General features: G+C 54.5%; 12 protein-coding genes. 7 read left to right on the top strand and 5 right to left on the bottom strand.

Translation table 11 applies throughout. The features are described from left to right. Positions 1-86 precede the first annotated feature (86 nt). From FHS27_RS21220 to FHS27_RS21195, 6 genes are all read left to right on the top strand, one after another. Positions 87-3,509, top strand: coding sequence for a GH116 family glycosyl-hydrolase (locus FHS27_RS21220; RefSeq protein WP_184306834.1), 3,423 nt, complete (start codon positions 87-89; stop codon positions 3,507-3,509). A 246-nt stretch (positions 3,510-3,755) separates the two neighbouring features. Beyond that, the gene (locus FHS27_RS21215) at positions 3,756-5,234 is read left to right on the top strand and encodes a sulfatase-like hydrolase/transferase (protein WP_246420471.1); all 1,479 of its coding nucleotides are present in this window, start codon (positions 3,756-3,758) and stop codon (positions 5,232-5,234) included. A 198-nt stretch (positions 5,235-5,432) separates the two neighbouring features. Then, the gene (locus tag FHS27_RS21210) at positions 5,433-6,911 is read left to right on the top strand and encodes a sialate O-acetylesterase (RefSeq protein WP_221225275.1); all 1,479 of its coding nucleotides are present in this window, start codon (positions 5,433-5,435) and stop codon (positions 6,909-6,911) included. Further along, positions 6,908-8,467: a sulfatase family protein gene (locus FHS27_RS21205; protein WP_221225274.1), complete on the top strand. Its 1,560-nt coding sequence runs from the start codon at positions 6,908-6,910 to the stop codon at positions 8,465-8,467. The genes FHS27_RS21210 and FHS27_RS21205 overlap by 4 nt, the downstream gene beginning before the upstream one ends. Before the next feature lie 346 nt (positions 8,468-8,813). Next, positions 8,814-10,223, top strand: coding sequence for a sulfatase family protein (locus FHS27_RS21200; protein ID WP_184306833.1), 1,410 nt, complete (start codon positions 8,814-8,816; stop codon positions 10,221-10,223). Between the two features lie 184 nt (positions 10,224-10,407). Continuing rightward, entirely contained in the window at positions 10,408-12,786 is a 2,379-nt protein-coding gene (locus FHS27_RS21195) for a glycoside hydrolase family 95 protein (protein WP_184306832.1), read from the top strand. Between the two features lie 101 nt (positions 12,787-12,887). Here FHS27_RS21195 and FHS27_RS21190 read toward each other — a convergent pair whose 3' ends face one another. Continuing rightward, positions 12,888-13,841, bottom strand: a complete 954-nt coding sequence (locus FHS27_RS21190; RefSeq protein WP_184306831.1) for an alpha/beta hydrolase — start codon at positions 13,839-13,841, stop codon at positions 12,888-12,890. A gap of 85 nt (positions 13,842-13,926) precedes the next feature. Continuing rightward, complete coding sequence (locus FHS27_RS21185; protein ID WP_184306830.1) at positions 13,927-14,778, bottom strand: 3-keto-disaccharide hydrolase; 852 nt, start codon at positions 14,776-14,778, stop codon at positions 13,927-13,929. 330 nt (positions 14,779-15,108) lie between these two features. Here FHS27_RS21185 and FHS27_RS21180 point away from each other — a divergent pair, with 330 nt between their 5' ends. Continuing rightward, entirely contained in the window at positions 15,109-16,506 is a 1,398-nt protein-coding gene (locus FHS27_RS21180) for an MFS transporter (protein ID WP_246420469.1), read from the top strand. Between the two features lie 158 nt (positions 16,507-16,664). On the opposite strand, the gene FHS27_RS21175 is transcribed toward FHS27_RS21180, so the two are convergent. From FHS27_RS21175 to FHS27_RS21165, 3 genes are all read right to left on the bottom strand, one after another. Then, positions 16,665-17,738: a Gfo/Idh/MocA family protein gene (locus tag FHS27_RS21175; RefSeq protein ID WP_184306829.1), complete on the bottom strand. Its 1,074-nt coding sequence runs from the start codon at positions 17,736-17,738 to the stop codon at positions 16,665-16,667. 75 nt (positions 17,739-17,813) lie between these two features. Continuing rightward, positions 17,814-18,674 carry a GNAT family N-acetyltransferase gene (locus FHS27_RS21170; protein WP_184306828.1) on the bottom strand — a complete coding sequence of 287 codons (861 nt, stop codon included), beginning with the start codon at positions 18,672-18,674 and terminating at the stop codon, positions 17,814-17,816. Further along, complete coding sequence (locus FHS27_RS21165) at positions 18,671-19,246, bottom strand: TetR/AcrR family transcriptional regulator (RefSeq protein ID WP_246420468.1); 576 nt, start codon at positions 19,244-19,246, stop codon at positions 18,671-18,673. Before FHS27_RS21165 ends, FHS27_RS21170 begins: the two co-directional genes overlap by 4 nt. Positions 19,247-19,351 lie beyond the last annotated feature (105 nt).

Here is a 19,351-nt window from a genome sequence, read left to right as displayed (position 1 = left end):
GTCCGTCAGAACGTGGCCCATCGTCTCGCGACGGTGAATACCAAAAAATCGAAACGCTCTCCCCCCCAACGCCAACGGACAACACCGTGAGTAATCAACGCGTCAACTCAATTCCCGTGATGAATGTTTCGGACAGCCGCGTCAACGAATCGGAAGATTGCCAGTCAGCACACTGCGATTGCGCCCCACCGACGCTCAGTGTGGACGTCTCCCGCCGACGATTCTTAGTGGTGGCGAGTTCGGTAGCCGCGGGTATCACTGCCGGGCCACTGCGTGCCAACGCTCAGTACGACTCTTACGCCAAAGCGGTTGAACGACACCCATCTCTGCGTGGTTACTGGCGATTCGACGGCAACCTCGACGACACGATGCGAAAGGCGCCCGCGAAATCGGTCTCTACGACGACGTTTTTGGAAGGGGCCGTCGACGGAAAGGCGTTGAGCCTGACACCCGAGCAAACGGTCTCAACGAGCAACGCTGAACACTTACGCGGACGAGCGGCGACGTTGGAACTGTTCTTCAAGTTGAACTCGTTACCGAGCGGTGACGAAGATCCGGTGCTGATCGCTCAAACCGCCGGGCAACAGGTTCGTTATATCGTCGGCGTAAAGAACAACTTATCGGCATTGATTTATCGAAACGTCAACGGCGATGTCTTGACGACAATCAATCTGCCGACGGACCAACCGATCGAAGTCGGGCGATGGTACCATTTGGCAATCACGAGTTTTGACCTCGACCTGCGAGCCTACGTCGATGGCTATGAGTGCAGTTTGGTGGGCGGTGCGTTTGAGTTTTCCCGACGTGGTCCCAAACGGTCAACCATGTTCTTCGGATCAACCGCGGTCGAAGGATGGGGATCCGCAGAGATCAGCCTCGATGAAGTCGCCTGCTACGCCGAAGGACTAACGGAAACCGATTTCCAAACACACCTCGAGTCGGCCGGATGGGGACAACGCTTAGCGGAAACGGGCGAGTTGGTCGCTCGCGTGAAGGCTCGACGAGATGCCGAGCGTGCTCGCAAAGAAACTGAGATCTTAAATGATCCGCAACTGACCGCCCCCGGCACGACTCGTGTTTTTGAGGGCGAAAGGCTCGATGCGATTAAGTTCACCGTTGGCGGGATCGGCGCCGGTGGCATTCAGTTCAACGGCAATGCCGAACCCGAGGTTTGGCAAATCGCGTGCAATTTTTCCGAACAACGCGTCACCGACAGTTTCCTCGCCATACGGGCACAGACCGCGGGCGGCGAACCTGTCGTGAGAGCATTGCAGACCGAGCCCGTCGGAGACTTCACGGCGATGAAGTCGTTGAAGTTTGAAGGTGAGTACCCGATCGCGAAATATCGATTTGAGGATGCCGGGCTCCCCGTGGAAGTTCAACTCGAAGTATTCAATCCCTTCATCCCGATGGATCTGAAAAACTCCGCGATCCCTTGTGCGATCTACAACGTCACAGTGACCAACCCGTCTCAATCCCGAGTCGAAGTCGACATCTTGGCATCGCAGAAGAACGCGTTGGGTTACTCGGAGGGAGCGAACGGAAACTTTGGCAAAAATCAAAACCGGCTCACCAAACAAGGTGATACGACGCGACTCCACATGACTCGTCAAGACGTCGCCGGATCCGACATGGTTTTAATGACTCAAGCAGAAAACGCATCCGGATGCGTGGCGTGGGAATCGATCGAATCGTTGCACGCCGCTTTCACCGACCAGGGCGAATGCACGGGGCCACAAATTTCAGCTGCCTCCACGCCAGGTGAAACCGTCAACGGCGCACTGTCGGCACCACTCGAACTCGCGCCGGGTGAAACCAAAACGGTTACTTTCGTTCTGACATGGTATTTCACCGACGGTCGTCACGGAGACGGCGGAAAGAAATGGACCCGCAAAGGGCACAACTATACCAATTGGTGGCCTAACGCGATGGGCGTGGCGACCTATCTGCAGCGAAACTTGGGCGATCTAACGACTCGCACCCGCCGCTTTCACGACACGCTCTATGCGTCCAACCTTCCGGTTTGGTTGTTGGATCGGATGAGTTCACAATTGGCAGTGCTGCGCAGCCAAACGTGCTGGTGGGCCGCCGACGGGTACTTCGGCGTTTGGGAAGGCTGCAACCCGACCGCCGGATGCTGTGCCGGTAACTGCACCCACGTCTGGCACTACGCTCAATCACACGCTCGCCTCCTGCCTGAGCTCGGACGCAAGATGCGTGAGCAAGACTACTCGATGCAATTGCCCGACGGCCTCGTGCCCTACAGGCATTCCGCTCAACGGCCCGCAGCCGACGGTCACTTCGGAACGATTCTCAATACCTATCGCGAACACTTATGTTGCGAAGACAACGCTTGGCTAGAAACCCACTGGCCTAAAATCAAAAAGGCGATCGATTGGGGAATCGACCATTGGAACCCCAACCGCGACGGCTTTCTGCAGACCACTCAGCACAACACGCTCGATGGCGACATGACGGGGTGCTCGTCGTGGATCGGCAGCCTGTATCTGTCATCACTCGAGGCGGGCGCACGCATGGCCGAAATCGTCGGCGAAACGGACACGGCGTCGGAATATCGCCGCATCCGCGAATCCGGAAAGAAGCTGCAAAACGAACAATTATGGAACGGCGAATACTACATCCAAAAACTAGGTGAGGCACGCAAGCAAGACTATTTGGATGGATGTCACATCGACCAGGTTCTCGGGGAGTGGTGGGCTGAACAAGTCGGCATCGACCGAAACTTCCCGCCCGAACGAACTCAGCAGGCACTGAAGTCACTCTTGAAACACAACTTCCGAGCGAACTTCCATGGCCAATCACTCAAGCCGCGTCAGTACTGCGAAGTCGACGATGGCGGAATGAAAATGATCACTTGGCCCAACAACCCGCAGCCTATCCCCGGGATGAAATACGGCGACGAAGTGATGACGGGCTTCGAGTACGGCGCCGCGGTGTCTTTGATCCAAAATGGCATGCTGAAAGAAGGGCTCATGGTCATCAAAGTCATCTCGGATCGCTACAACGGACGTCTGCGAACCGAAGGCGTTACCGACATGAAGAACGGCCCCTGGGGTTATTCAGGCAACCCCTTCGGTGACGACGAATGCGGCAAGTTCTACGGCCGTTCACTGAGCGTGTGGTCCGCTTTGCTCGCTCTGCAAGGCTTTGTCTATGACGGCCCAGCAGGACGAATCGGATTCCGGCCTACAATCAATCCGGAAAACCACGCCAGCTTCTTCACCGTTGCCAAAGGCTACGGGCTGTTCACCCAAAACGAAGATTCAAACCGAATGAAGGCGTCGCTGGAATTAAGCGAAGGTGAATTGAAACTCAATGAATTTCTGTTGACTTCACGCAACTCAAAGCGTCCAACGTCAGTCAGCGTCACGCTTGGCGGAACCGCGATCGACAGTCGCTTCGAGATGAAGGACGGTGAGCTACAACTGTCGTTTAACAAACCGCTCAACATCAGCGGAGGCCAGCGGCTCGAAATTGAGATCAGCTAGATGCGATGCATTTCAATGAATGCGAGCACGACGGGGCTTAACCTTGGCCGCGTTCTAACGTTGGTCAATTTATCAATATCCACCGACAGTATCATTCCACACCACACCATCAACCGTCCGAATATCGAACGGTTGCACGCGTTAACATCACCAACACCCGACGCGTCACGAAAACGAACGCTTTTGATCCCTTTTCAACATAGCCGACACGTCTCCTTTAGACAGTTCCATCCTCGGACACTCCCCATGCTTTCCCGCTTGACAACGGTTTCCATACTCGCCTGCGCATTGGCCGCTTTACTGGGTCTGTCCGCCGATGCGAAACAGCCTAACATCGTCTTCCTGATGACGGACGACCAACGTTGGGACACCTTTGGCTGCTACGGCCGTCCAGAGTTTCAAACCGAAAACATTGATAAGCTCGCACAAGAAGGCGTCATTTTCGATAACGCATTCCACGCCGTTGCGATCTGTGCCCCCAGTCGCGCCACGATGATGACGGGCCGATATTTCGCCAGCCATCAATCGGGATTCACTTACCCCTTTAACGTGCGACTGACCCCAAACGATTTCGGCAACACCTATCCCGCTCAACTGAAAAATGCGGGATACCGCACGGGGTTCATCGGAAAGTTTGGAATCTTCACGACGGCAGACGTCGAACTCGAGAAGTACTTTGACTATTTCGCGGTTCGAGAAAAGCGTTGGCCCAATAACGACACCGTACTGCAGGACATCTACAGTCCCGATCGAGACCCGAAGGAACGCACGCTCAAAAAAGGCGACGCGTTAATTCACTTCCTCGACACGCAACCCATCGACCAACCGTTCTGCATCTCGGTCAGTTTTGATGCCGTGAAGAACGACAGGGACCGAGACATGTATGGCCCGCATTTCGAAATTTTCAAAGACAAAGTCTTCTCGGTTCCGGGAAACTGGGTGGAGGGCGATAACGAACAGTTACCCAAAGTCGTCAAGGACAATGCACGCGGCGTTCCGCTCCACCGCGGTCGCACGTCAACACCTGAACTCTATCAACGACTGACCCGACGATTCGCAACGCAGGGCTACACCGTCGACCAGCAAGTCGGACGATTGATCAAGAAGTTGACCGCGATGGGAGTCCTGGACAACACCGTTGTGATCTACACGAGCGATAACGGACGATTTCACGGTTCACATGGACTCTACGACAAAGCACTGCTCTACGACGAATCCGTCAAAGCTCCTCTGATTGTCTTCGACGGTCGAGCACCCAAAAAACTCCGAGGACGTCGAGAATCCGCTCTCATTTCTTCGGTCGATATCGCACCAACGATTCTTTCACTCGCAAACGTCCCGGTACCTGACCGCATGCAAGGCAGTGAACTGACTCGTGTTCTCAATCAAACTCAAGACATGTCGCAATGGCGTGACACCGTGTTCATGGAAAACTTATTCTTGCAAGCAATGTTCACGGCCCGCAACAAACCCACTGATCAACAGGACCAAGCGAATACCCGCTTGATCGCGGAAAACAAATCGTATCGCAGTCGAGGAATCCGCACCGAACGGTTCAAGTACTTCGTTTACAACGAACATCAACCACCGATCGAAGAACTCTACGACCTCGAAAACGACCCACTGGAACAACACAATCTCGTCAGCAACCCCGAATTCGCGAGCATACTTACCGATTTAAGAACGCGAACCGAAGAGTTCTACTCCGACGTCAAAAACAACTAGACGCGGCCAACCATCAACGAAACGTCAACACGTGGGCCAACGTTTTGCAAATCAGAACCGCTTAGTAAATCAGAACGGCCGAGATCGTCATACCAGTAATCTTTCAGCTCAACAGATCCAACTCAAACCAAATCCCCTCCAAACGCAACACCCCGTATGAAGACGCAATCGAGCATGTATATCAACCTCAGAAACGTAATGAAGACGGCCTCCATTGCACTGGCATTGACTGTCACCCTGTCTCCGGCAATCTCGTCGGCTGAGCTAACAGTAGCTTCACCCTTTACCGATCACGCAGTGCTGCAACGCGACATGGCGGTGCCAGTCTGGGGAACCGCAGATGCGGGAAACACCATTACTGTCGAGTTCGCCGGACAGAAAAAATCGTCCATTGCCACCGACGACGGAACGTGGCAAATCGAACTGGACGCCATGCCGGGTAGCGCTACCCCAAAAACACTTCAAATTTCTGACACAAAATCTCAGCTGACCTTCGACGACGTGGTCATTGGCGAGGTTTGGATCTGCTCGGGCCAGTCAAACATGCAAATGGGCGGCGACTCTATTCCCGAGATCAAAGCACTGGTGCCTAAAGCAATGAACATTCGACGATTCACGGTCAAGCAATCCGTGGCCTTTGAGGAACAGGACTCGTGTTCGGGGGAATGGATGGAACAGCATCCCGCCAGTGCTGTCGCGTTTGCGTTTGCGTACTTTTTGCAAGATGCTGCCGATGTTCCCGTCGGTATCATCCAAACGAGTTGGGGAAGTTCATCGCTCGAAGGATGGACGCCGCGAGACATGACCGAACGGCTACCTCACTTCAAAGAGATCATGACGACGTTCGATCGCGATGAAGAAAATCGTAAACGGATCACGAACCTTCTCAACGGCCCGAAGCCCTGGAGCCGAAAGGACGACATCTTTCTACGCCGACAACCCAACCTTCTCTACAACGCGATGATGCACCCCCTCGCCCCCTACGCCTGCCGCGGAATCGCATGGTACCAAGGGGAATCGAACTCCGGTTCGTTGGAGGGAATGCTGCAGTACGAAGCAACACTCAAAGGATGGATCGAACGCTATCGTGAAGAGTGGGGACGCGATGACCTGCACTTCCTCATCGTGATGCTGCCTGGATTCGGAAAAACAGCAAAGGGAGGTCCGGAAGGCGGCCCCGAGAGCCCGATCGCTCACTCGTGGGCCTGGATGCGTGAATCGCAATTGAAAACACTCGAACTCCCGCACACCTCCGTCGCAAACACCATCGACTTAGGACACTTAACGAACATCCACCCCAAAGACAAACTGCCCGTCGGCGAGCGTTTAGCGTTGTTGGCCGCTCGGGACACCTTAGGACACGAAATCGAGGCGCAGGGCCCCGAGTTAAATCGCGTCCTACGCAGCGGTGATCATCTAATCGTCCATTTCGATCACGCTCAAGGACTGAAAACGATCGACGGAAAGTCCCCAACCGCTTTCTGGATTGCAGATCAATCCGCCCGATGGGTGAAGGCCGACGCCACGTTAAAAGGCCAATCAGTTGTATTGCGTTCGTCTGAAGTGCCCGCCCCCCTCTACGTCCGCTATGCCTTCGCCGGAAAACCGAAGGTCAACTTAGTCAACGGGGCCAATTTGCCAGCCCTTCCATTCCGAACAGATCGTTTCGAGCCATGAGAAAGTCCCCTGTGATCAAGGAGATCAAAGCTCATCGCTCGTCTCATCAACACGTTTCGCGTTTTCGTTGCCGTCGATTGGCAACCGTTTGTGCCATGCATCTGTGCCGTTTGCTCATTGCGTATTTGATCGCGTTCTGTTCGTGGAATTCTACGAGCACGCATGCGGTCGCTGAATCAACGAAACCCAACTTTGTCGTCATCCTCACCGATGACCAGGGATACGCAGACCTCGGTTGTTTCGGCGGGCAACATGTTCACACACCGCGCATCGACCAGATGGCGACCGAAGGCATGAAGTTAACCAGTTTCTACGTTGCGGGGTCGGTTTGCACGCCCTCTCGCGCGGCGCTGATGACGGGTTGCTATCCAAAACGGGTTGGGCTGGCCAACGGTGTGTTCCTTGCCGCCGACAACCGTGGTTTAAATCCTAATGAAGTCACGATCGCTGAGACGCTTAAAGCGGTAGGCTACACGACTGGCATTTTTGGCAAGTGGCACCTCGGCGATCAGCCAGAGTTTTTGCCCACTCGTCAGGGATTTAACGAGTTCTTCGGACTTCCCTACAGCCACGACATCCATCCGTTCCACACCAACAAACGACACAATTTCCCGCCTTTACCATTAATGGAAATGGAGACGGTGATTGAACTCAATCCCAATGCGGATTACCTGACGAAACGGATCACCGAGCGCGCCGTTGACTTTATCGCCCGACATAAAAACGATCCGTTTTTCCTCTATGTGCCGCATCCGATACCCCATCGTCCGATTCATATGTCACCACGATTCATGGCGACGGTCCCAGATTCGATTCGCGAAAAACTGAAAGAAGAGAGCGGCGTCGATTACTTCACACGTGACAAGATCTACAACTACGCGATCAGTGAAATCGATTGGTCAGTCGGGGAAATTCTCGATGCACTCAAGACGAATGGCCTGGACGAAAACACCTTGGTCATTTTCACTTCGGACAACGGCCCATCGATCGGCAAGGCGACGCCACTGACGGGTGCAAAGGGAAGTTCCTATGAAGGCGGAATGCGAGTTCCAGCGGTGGTTCGCTGGCCAAAACAGATTCCCGCTGATACATCCAGCAACGAACTGTTGACCGCCATGGATCTGCTGCCGACGTTTGCAAAGCTTTCCGGAGCGAAACCCGCGACCGACCGAGTCATCGACGGCAAAAACATTTGGCCGGTCCTCGCGGGACAGGACGCCAGTCCACACGAAGCGTTCTTTTATTTTAAAGGCGATCGATTGGAGGCCGTGCGGTCGGGCAAGTGGAAACTGCACATCGGCAAATCGCAAAGCAACGGTCGCGAGCGAAAAGCGAAACGTGGCATGGGTTCGAGCTCTCCCGTCACCGCCCTCTACAACGTCGATACCGACATGGGCGAAAGCGACAACCGGCTAGATGAGTTTCCCGAAGTTGCAAACCGACTTCTCTCGTACGCGAACGAATTGAACGAACAACTCAAAACTAACACTCGCCCCGCGGGACGAGTGCAAAAGGCGACCGCACTCACGTTAGCGAAAGAGGATGACACGAAGTGAAAACAGCATCCCATCCAACTCCAACTCCAACCTCCAACCTCCAACCTCAAACCAACAACCAACAACCAACAACCAACAACCAACAACCAACACGAAAATTTCGTCACGACACCTTTTCCGGTAACGCAGTACTTTAAAGGCTTTGTTCGCAACGTTTCACAAGACTCTCAACCAGCACCTCGCAAGACCTTCGGCACTTCCATTTCTATAGCCAATCTTGTCAGAAGGTAGACCACGTTCTGGCGAACGCAGCAACCTTGAAACCTACGTCTTTTACAAAAACTGCTGACAGCGACCAGACGAACAGCCTGCATCTCCCATCAATCAATCGTCCCGAATAAGTACCATGAAATCGAAAGCGTTAACGATCGTCATCGGCCTGCTGGTAACCATCGCTGCCGTGAACCGGGCAGATGCGGACAATCTCCCCGGACATCCGAACATCATTCTGATTTTTGCTGATGATGTCGGGTATGGCGATTTAGGTTGCTATGGATCGCAAGTCAAAACCACGGAAATCGACCTACTCGCGCGTGATGGATTTCGCTCAACTGATTGTCAGGTGGCGGCGAACGTCTGTGGACCTTCCCGGGCGGCGTTAATGACCGGCCGCTACCCGATGCGATGCGGGCATCCGATTTCGCGACACAACACGCCCAAGTACGAGCGGTACGGGATCGCTCCTGATGAACTGACTATCGCTGAACTACTCAAAACCGCCGGTTACTACAACAAGATGGTGGGGAAGTGGCACCTCGGCTTTCACGTCGACGGCTCTCATCCTCTTGACGCCGGGTTCGACGAATACCTTGGGTTGCACAGCAATTATACAGACCGTCTCGAGGATGCGGACACGCTCTACCGGGATCACGATGTCCAGGAAACTGAAATCGAATTTGAAAAGGTAACCTCGCTCTACACCGACGAGGTCGTGGAGTTCATTCAGAAACCACAAGACAAACCTTTCTTCATCTATTTCGCACATCACATCGCACACGCTCCGATCCTACCGAGTCCCGCATTCCGAGGCGCGTCGGGTAAAGGCCGTGCATCGGCCTATCGGGATTTCATCTTGGAACTCGACCATAGTGTCGGCCGGGTTCGGGAGGCAGTCGAGAAAGCTGGACTCGCGAACAACACACTGATCGTGTTCATGTCAGACAACGGGCCCGCCGTTAACGGCTCGGCAAAGCCCTTGAGCGGAGGCAAGTACGTCACCATGGAAGGCGGACACCGAGTCCCCGGGATTTTCCATTGGCCCGGACGCATTCCCGCTGGCCGAGTGTCCGACGCAATGATCTCCAGCATGGATCTGCTGCCACTGTTTTGCGATCTCGCAAACGTCTCACCACCGAACGATCGAACCATCGACGGAAAAAACATCATTGATCTCCTGACCGGCCAATCCGACCAAAGCCCGCACGAAACGTTCTACTACTACAACGGCTTAAACCTGCAGGCGGTGCGCAAAGGAAAATGGAAGTTGCACCTGCCGCGTTCCCTCGAGGATCAACCGTACTGGGCCAGGAAGAGCGGCGGAAATCCGAAGAAGATCAATCTCTCATTCAAAAAACCAATGCTGTTCAATTTGGATGCTGACGTCGGTGAAAAAACGAATGTTTATTCACTGCATCCTGAAATCGCATCTGAACTCATCAAACAGGCCGCTCACGCTCGCAACGAACTCGGCGACGTGGACACAACCGGATCCGATCAACGCCCCCATGGCCTAATCAACCCTAGCGAAAAGGGGTGACCAGCGATGCTTTTCGCATCCGTCAATCACGTTGCTCCAAAGCCCGACGAGAGACCGTGCCACGACGCTCCATACCATTGAATCGTTCCACTCGTGCTCCTCGCACGTTGCCTCTGACAGACTCGTCGACTCATCAATCATCTCGTATTTCAATAGCTGAAACTCCCCACATTTAGACAATCGAATGTATAAAACCATCATTACCATTCTCATTCTCGGCTGGACCGTCACCGCGCCGCTCGCGTTTGCGGCTCGGCATACGATGGACGAGTCGAACAATCCAACCGCATCGTCTCAATTCACGAACGATGCCACCCCTCCCGCCGAACCGTTAACTCTTTGGTACCGAAAACCCGCCACCAAATGGGAAACCGAAGCCCTCCCCGTCGGCAACGGTCGTCTCGCAGCGATGGTCTTCGGTGGAGTGAATCGCGAACGGATTCAATTCAATGAAGAGACGGTTTGGGACGGCGAATACATCGACCGGCATAATCCCGAAGCACTTGATGCACTTCCTGTTGTTCAAAAACTGCTTTTTGGAAACAAGAACAGCGAGGCCACAAAATTGGCCGGCAAAACAATGCTGGGCATCCCTATGAAAGTTGATTCTTATCAAACACTAGGCGACCTCCTGCTCGACATGCCCGACGTCGAAACGGTCTCTGGGTATCGACGAGACCTCGACCTGACTACTGGTGTTACCCGCACCCGATACACGGTCGGCGAAGTGACCTACACGCGAGAAGTCTTTGTCAGCTTCCCTGACCAGGCGATCGTCATTCACATGAGTGCCGACCAACCCGGACAGATCAATTTCACGGCGCAATTCGATCGCCGCGATGCCACGACGGAGTCAGGACCGAACAACCGCCTGATCATGCGGGGCAAACTCGGTGTGAACTACGAGGCCCAACTGGAACCGATGGTCAGCGGCGGCACCGTCTCGAACGAGGACGCGAAACTCGTTGTCGAAAACGCCGACGAAGTCACCATGCTGCTAGTGGGAGCCACCAGTTACATCGACGCGAAGGACCTTTCCGGTAACGCGACGCAGCGTTGCGAGACCGCATTGAAGGCAGCCTCGACCAAGACCTATGCGCAATTGCGTTCCGACCACATCGCCGATCATCAACAACTATTCAACCGGGTTCAATTGGACCTCGGCACAACGGATGCCGTCAAATTGCCGACGGACGAGCGTTTACGTGCCGTCAAGAAAGGTGGCAACGATCCCCAACTCGAAGCACTCTATTTTCAATTCGGCCGCTATCTGCTGATCGGAAGTTCCCGAGACGGTTTTCTGCCTGCAAACTTGCAAGGCAAGTGGTGCCAAAACTACAAAGCCGCATGGAACAGCGACTACCATTTCAACATCAACTTTCAGATGAACTATTGGCCTGCGCAGGTCGCCAATCTCGCAGAATGCCATCTGCCGTATTTCGACTACTTAGAAAGCCTCGTCCCGTACGGAACCGAAACGGCGCAGAAGCATTATGGCGCCGAAGGATGGGTCGTCCATCACTTGTCCGATCTCTTTGGCGCAACGACACCTGCCGATGGAGTTTGGGGCGTCTGGCCGATGGGTGCCGCATGGGCGACTCGCGACCTGATGGAATACTACCGGTTCAGCGGAGACCGTGAGTTCCTCGAAACACGCGGCTATCCCCTGATGCGTGGAGCAGCGCAATTCATCTTGGACTTTCTCGTCGAGGCCCCCGCCGGAACGCCCGCGGCAGGCAATCTGGTCACCAACCCGTCACACTCTCCTGAAAACACTTTCATCAAAGCCGACGGCACCGCGTCCCAGTTCACCTACGCCGCTACGATGGATTTGCAGATCGTCCATGATCTGTTTTCGAACGTGCTCGAAGCCAACGCCGTGCTCGGACCCGACAGAGACTTTGACACCGAATTTCGAAACGAAGTCGAAGCGGCACTGAATCAACTTCAACCGTTGCAAATCAGTCCCAAAACGGGAAGGTTACAGGAATGGGTTGAAGACTATGGTGAAAAAGATCCCAAGCACCGACACGTGTCCCACCTCTACGGCGTGCACCCGGGACAACAAATCACCCGCTACAGCACACCGGATCTTTTCGCGGCTGCACGGAAGACTCTCGAAGCCAGAGGCGACAAGAGCACGGGGTGGAGCATGGCGTGGAAAGTGAATTTCTGGGCACGCTTCCACGACGGTGACCGCGCCCATCAATTGCTCGAAACACTGCTGCGCAACGGCACGCTACCAAACCTATTCGATACGCATCCACCGTTTCAAATTGATGGTAACTTCGGTGGAACAGCGGCGATCGCAGAGATGCTGCTGCAAAGCCACGCCGGTGAACTTCACCTCCTACCCGCTCTCCCCAATGCATGGCCGACGGGATTGGTAAAAGGATTGCGAGCACGTGGGGCCTTCGAAGTCGACGTTCATTGGCAAGACGGCAAATTAGCGGAAGCGACCATTCATTCCCTCAAAGGCAACCCGCTTGTCGTTCGGCATGGTTCTGAAACTCGTGAGGTCGATCTCGCTGCGGGAGAGACCTGGACTTGGAATGAGAATTAAAATTCGACTCCACGGGTTTGGCAATGTGAAGAGGTACGTCAGGCGGATGACGGGAGGTTTCCGTTATCTGCCACTATGGCTGTATTGAACTGCCCTTGCGCCTAAATATGCTTCTTCAAAAAGTTATCGATGGCATCGACCGTTGACATGAACCAACGGTGGTTGCCCCAAAACGGATGCGGCGCGTCCGGCATCATGACAAACTCATGAGGAATGTCATGACGGTCGAGTATCTTCCAGAATTCGATGTATCGGGCTCGCGGGTTATCAAACTCGCCATCGATAAACAACATCGGAGGAACGTGTGGACCGGCATGGGTGACCGGTGACGCCTGCCGATACAAGGACTTGTTGGACGATGGAGTCTCACCCTGCAGGAAATCGATAATGGCGTGTCCCGAAGGTTCCTTCGCCGCCTTCTCGACACGATCGACGGTGTCCGAATCTAAAAGATTCATCGGTCCACACATCACGACCGATGCCTGAACCTCCGACGACACTTCGCGATGGTCGCCGTCGCCTTCGTAGTCCTGCGAACCGTTCGTCGCGGCGACAAACCCCGACAGATGCCCACCGGCCGATCCACCGAGGCATGCGATACGCTGCGGATCGATATTGAACCTCTTGGCGAATTTGCGGGTCCACCGAACCGCCGCCTTCGCATCATGCACAGCAGCGGGAAAAGGGACCTCACCCGACAGGCGGTATTCAGGCACCACACATACGTATCCTCGCTGAGCGAGTGCCTGGGCCAGCGGCGCGAATAGGCCAGGTCGACCATTCTGCCATCCACCGCCGAAATACATCACGATGGCCGGTGACGGTTCACTCGCGACTTCGGGACGATAAAGATCGAGTGTCAAACGTCGTCGGTGTTTTTCATCAACATACGTGAAGATGATCGATCCTTCACTGATCACACCTTCCGTCATGTCAGGTCGCACCTTTCCGGTCGGTTTTGCAACCGCTCGCTCTTGGCCAATGCCATCGGCGGCCAAACCTAACACGTGCGTGGCGAGCATAAGCACAACAACAAAAGCGAATCGGACGTTCATGACGTCTCCCAAGGAACAAAGTTTTAAGCAGAACGTGTCACAGAATTCGACAGCTAAATACGGCGAAAGGATTCAGGCAAAAGGGTTACGACGCAATGTCTGAATCGCGAAGTCTCATTTGGGACTTGATGTCGGCCGGGAAGTCACTAATCGATCGGATTTTGATGTCTTTATACTCACACTCTGCTGCTTCGCTCTGAATTTGGATCTGGCCTCGTGACAAAGGTTTCTCTCGGATTTTCAAATTCTCGAGAACCATCAAAACAACACCGTTGGCAACGTGCACGGAGGTGGTTCCAACGGCATGGATTTCAAGATGATTCCATTCACCGTGAGGAGCATCGGGCTCGGCACAGGAGAGGGCGTTGCCCTTTTCTAGATACACGGCGCTCTTGGGATCGTATCTCCGACCGGAAACTCGAACGTGTGCCGAAGTACCGGCGAGAGCGAACAGGTCACCCAGGTCTGTTTCTTGGACTTGGTACTCAATGGAAGACATCCAAACTTTCCAGAACGATCCATGTTCTCCCGTGCAATGATAGAGAATGCCGCTGTCCCGCAAACCTTGCAGTCGAGGTTCCCACTTCTTCTCACCCCAACGGAATTGCGTGCTGAAGTGATAGTTTTCAAACTGTTCGAGCGTCGTCAGCCCACCATAGATCTCGCCCGTGATGTGGAGAACAGGTTCGCCATCAACCTCGGTAACCGAGAAAACGTTCTTGACATCGTTATTGAGTCCCATCGGCGTGCCACCGGTCGTCTTCTTAGACTGGTACGTCCCCTCCGGTAGCCCCGTCACACTTTCATGAGGAACACCCATCCAAATTTCAAAATTGGATAGTTCCTTATCGAGCAACGGTCGCCACGTTTCCGCAATTGCCGTCGGCCCCCACATCAAGAGAGTCGCGAGAATGACCTGATAACGGCGTGGGGACATTATATTAAGTTCCATAGAAGGTTGTTCGGCGAAATGAAAAGCTGATGGAAGAGCGACTCAATGCTCGGCAAGAGCACGCCGCGAGTCGTCAGCGTTGGCTTAAGGTGTCTCGTCAAAACACACTGATCAACAACATCTCGCCGGCAGTTCAGAAGGTAGTCCTTGGACACTCAATGAGCAAGATTTCGAATCCAAATCGAACGAAGTCTTTAAGACCGGATGCGTCGCTCACGACCTCGCGAGCATTCGATCAACCGATCGAAAGAGCCCCGATCGCCTGAGACCTGAGACCGAAGATCACTGCGATGGGCATTGATTGCGAATGCAGTTATGATTCCAACACTCATGGACATCTCCAATCCATCGCCGCCCTCTCGCCTTCGCTGGCTAACGCTCGCCACGCTGGTCTTGGCGGGCGAAGCGATCTTCTTTCTGCCGTTTGTCCTCCCGCGAGTATTTCGCCCGACGTTGCTGGAGGTGTTCGGCATCACCAACCTGCAACTGGGTTGGGCTTTTTCGGCATACGGCGTGGTCGCGATGCTGTCATATTTCCCAGGCGGACCGTTGGCGGATCGCTACGGCCCTCGCCGCCTGATGACGATCGCATTAGTTTCGACCGCGGTCGGTGGCGTGCTACTAGCGACCGTGCCGCTGCCCGGAACGCTGATGTATCTCTATGGCTTTTGGGGATTCACCACTGTCTTCCTGTTTTGGGCGGGGCTCATTCGTGCGACACGGCAATGGGGTGGAGCCAATCTGCAAGGCAGTGCGTTTGGGCTGCTCGACGGCGGCCGTGGGTTGGTCGCGGCCGTTATCGGGTCCGCTTCCGTCTACGGTTACTCGGCATTGCTGCCTGATGACATCGACACAACCACGTTTGAGCAACGAAGCGCTGCGTTCACCCAAGTCATTTGGATCTTCACAGGTGTGACTTCGCTGGCCGCTGCAATGACATGGTGGACACTGCCGGAAGTCGCCGCGACCCATCGACCTATTGGCCCGTCTCAACGCACTGGCTTCCAAGACGCGGGGTGCCGAGACGCGGGGTTCAAAGACACCGGGATCCAAGATGCCAAAAGGAGAACATCTCGATGGAACGGACTGCGTGAGGTCGCACGCATGCCAACGGTGTGGCTGCAGGCGGTCATCATCCTTTGTGCCTACGTCGCCTACAAAGGTCTCGACGATGTATCGCTGTATGCAAAAGAGGCGTTGGGGTTTGACGAGGTGTCCGCCGCTTACGCGAGTACGCTGTCCATGTGGATGCGACCGGTGGCGGCAATCCTTGCGGGATTTGTCGCGGACCGGCTTCGCGTCACGAACGTTACCGCATTGAGTTTTCTCGTCCTTACCATCGGCAGCCTCGTCATCGCCTTGAATCTTTTGCATCCAGGCATGCTCGCGAGCTTTTTTGTGCTGATCACGGCTACCAGTGCGGCCGTGTTTGCACTTCGCGGCCTCTATTTCGCGATCATGCGAGAAGGCAAGATTCCCCTTCGATACACCGGCACGGCAGTCGGAATTGTTTCGGCAATCGGATACACGCCGGACATCTTCATGGGTCCACTGATGGGCGTCTTGCTGGATCGAGGTTCCCAAACATCGAGCAATCCCACCATCGGCCATCAGCTCGTGTTCGCAGTCGTTGCCGGATTTTCGTGCTGCGGCATGATCGCAACCTTGTGCTATCGATATCTGGCGAACGGTGCAAAACAACCATCAGCCTGACAATCAGGTGACGCATCAGCTCGCAATGGGAACGGAGGCACTGCGCCGCTGCACAATGCGTTTGAAGTATGAATTTCCGCTTGTTCCAGAAAGTTCAATACGAATCAGGCGGAACTCTTGGCGATCCCTGCGATGCCCAATTCGGCCGTGATGAAGCTTCACTCAATCAGCGTTAGTGTCCGCTTGGCTTCGGCACTTTGAATGGCGGTCTCGATGATCTGCTGTCCGATTCTCGCGATTTCCGGCGAGAGCGGTCCTTCGATCGGTAAATCCTGCGACAGGCGTGTGATTGCGTATTCGATCCCGTTGCGTTCGCCTTCGGGAAGGGGGGCTGCCGGATGATCGTATCCCTCCGGTCGCTCAAGCGTTTGAACGCGAACCGTGCGTTCATAGTCATAACTCGAGATCGTCCCTTGCGTACCGCGGATAACGAATCCGCATTTCGGTTGCGGCTGGTTCGTCCATGGGTCGGTGAACGTTCCCCACCGCGTCTCGAACTTTGATAGCCCGTTCTCGTAACGAGCGATCGTGATACTATGTTCGTCGACCTCAATCCCAGGTGTTCCCGACATGACGGCCGTCACTTCGATCGGTTTTTGCCCACCGTTAAACCACGTGCCGATCGTGACTCCATACCCCAGGTAATCCCGCAAAGAACCTCCCCCGGCGTCAAGTTTGTACCACCAACTGTTTTGCTTGTCTTCTGCCGTGGGTGCGTGTTCAATTTTGTCCGCACCATGATAAAGCGGACCGCGATTTCCGCCGTAATAGTGAGTTTCGATGATGTCCCCGATCACACCTTCGTCGATCAATTGCCACGCGGTGTAACAGCACGGTTCCCATCGAATGGGCCAATTGATCATCATGCGTTGCCCCGGTTGCTTCACCGCAGCAATCATCCGATCGGCATCCGACAACGACGCGGCAAACGGTTTCTCAACGAACAGATGGGCGCCGTAGGACGCCACCCGCTCCACCCACAACGCATGCTCTCCCGTCGGTGGACACAAGATGACGAGGTCGGGTTTAGCCGTCTCCATGCATTTCTGGTAATCAGTGAAAACCACCGACTCATCGATTTCGAGCGTCTCGATCGCAGGCTGCATCGCGGCGCGATTCTCGTCACAAATACCGACCAATTCCGCATCCGGATGATCGACGACATTTCGCAATAAGTCTCCCATGTGCATGTGAGAAAAATTGATCCCGGCAATTCGCCATCGCTTCGTCATCGTCTCTCCAATCAAAATCTAAGAAGTACAATCATCAGGCTCTCTGTTCAACAATGACCGAGAACGGAACCGCAATCATAGACGTTCGGACATCGGATGCGAGACGGGAGCCGAACGCGGCGACGAAAACTCAACAATACGATGCCTCGACACAAATCCAGCTCTCGAAATCGCCCTTTGTGCCGCTCGATTTCCTTTCTCCGTCGAGCAGATTGACTGTCGGTCGCGAGATTCGTTGATCTCTACCAATCGCCGCAGCACCTGTGTCGCAATGCCCTGGCCGCGTTCATTCTTAGCAACAATCACTCCGACATCCGCATAGCCCGATTCGTACGCGTCACTAAGACGGCTTTCTCCGGTCGCGATGATTTCACCATCCCTGCGCACGACGTACAATTCGCCGCGACTGATCAAATTCTCGTAGTAACCACCGAGCCAATCCTTCGGCGCACCGATCTCCGAGGCCGCGAAATCGACAACCTGCGAAAGTTGTCCCGCGACCGCCTCCTTCAGAACAATCGCACTTTCGATCTTCTCCCGTGATTTTGAGACATCGAGTTCGTACATCAACGCATTAACGTCGAACGACGCGAAGGTATCCAAACACAATGACAGGTACGCGGGCTCCGCGGTGCTGACGAACGCTCCCGTGATGTGTTCCTCGATCACATCACCTGTCACGACCGACTCAAAATGCGACAGCGGGTCGATGCATTGCCGATCGTCGACATAGAATTGCAACAGACGCCCTTGTTCATTCACACAAAAGTATCCACAGAGCGAGTCGCGATCGTAGAAGCCATAGTGTTTCGACATCGGAACGAACCCGTACAGCCACATCCCGTCCAACGGCGCCGTTGCCTGGTCAAGATATCGGCTCCTCATGTCGACAACGGTTTCGATCGATGGCAGCGGGCGAACGTCTAATGTATTCATGCATTTGATTCAGATTGATTGCAGATGTCACAAACGGCTTGCATTAGCCGCGGCTTCATCGTACGAAGTGGGTACTGCTCGTAGATGCAGAGATAGTGCAACGCGACTCCATCGAGCATCGCCAAAAACAGACGGGCGTTCCCCTTGGGATGATCGACACGGGCCTCGCGCAGCCATCCGGTGATCGTCGATAGCAATAGCGTCGCTCGTGTTTCCTGTGCCTCGTGAACGACGTCCCGCAATTCCGGCATCAACATCAGCGATAGCTGTAGCTTGAGAAATCTGCGTTCGGACTGCAGAAAACTCAGATAGTTGTCTACGAATTTGGAAAGCGAATCTTCGATCGTTTCGCTCGGCGTCAGCGATTCCGCGACAGATTCCATGCGCGTGGTCGCCGATTCAATCAGCCCGACGAGCAGTTCCTCTTTGCTGGCGTAGTAGTTGTAGACAAGGCCCTTTGAGACGCCCGCTTGCTCGGTAATCTGTTCCACCGTCGTTGAGAAATATCCCCGAGACTCGAACAGATCCGTAGCCGCGTCTAACAGTTTTTGCTTGCCTCTCTGTGGCCTCATCGTCATCGCCGCCTGGTGAAACCCGCAATTCTTTCCTGACTCGTCGGTCAGTTAAAAACTAGAGTGAGATTAGACGCCCGTCAATAGCAGCCACCTCGGGCTCCG

Origin of the sequence: Aporhodopirellula rubra (assembly GCF_014192335.1) — a bacterium.
Lineage (GTDB): Bacteria > Planctomycetota > Planctomycetia > Pirellulales > Pirellulaceae > Rhodopirellula > Rhodopirellula rubra.
This window is presented reverse-complemented; position numbering and strand designations above follow the sequence as displayed.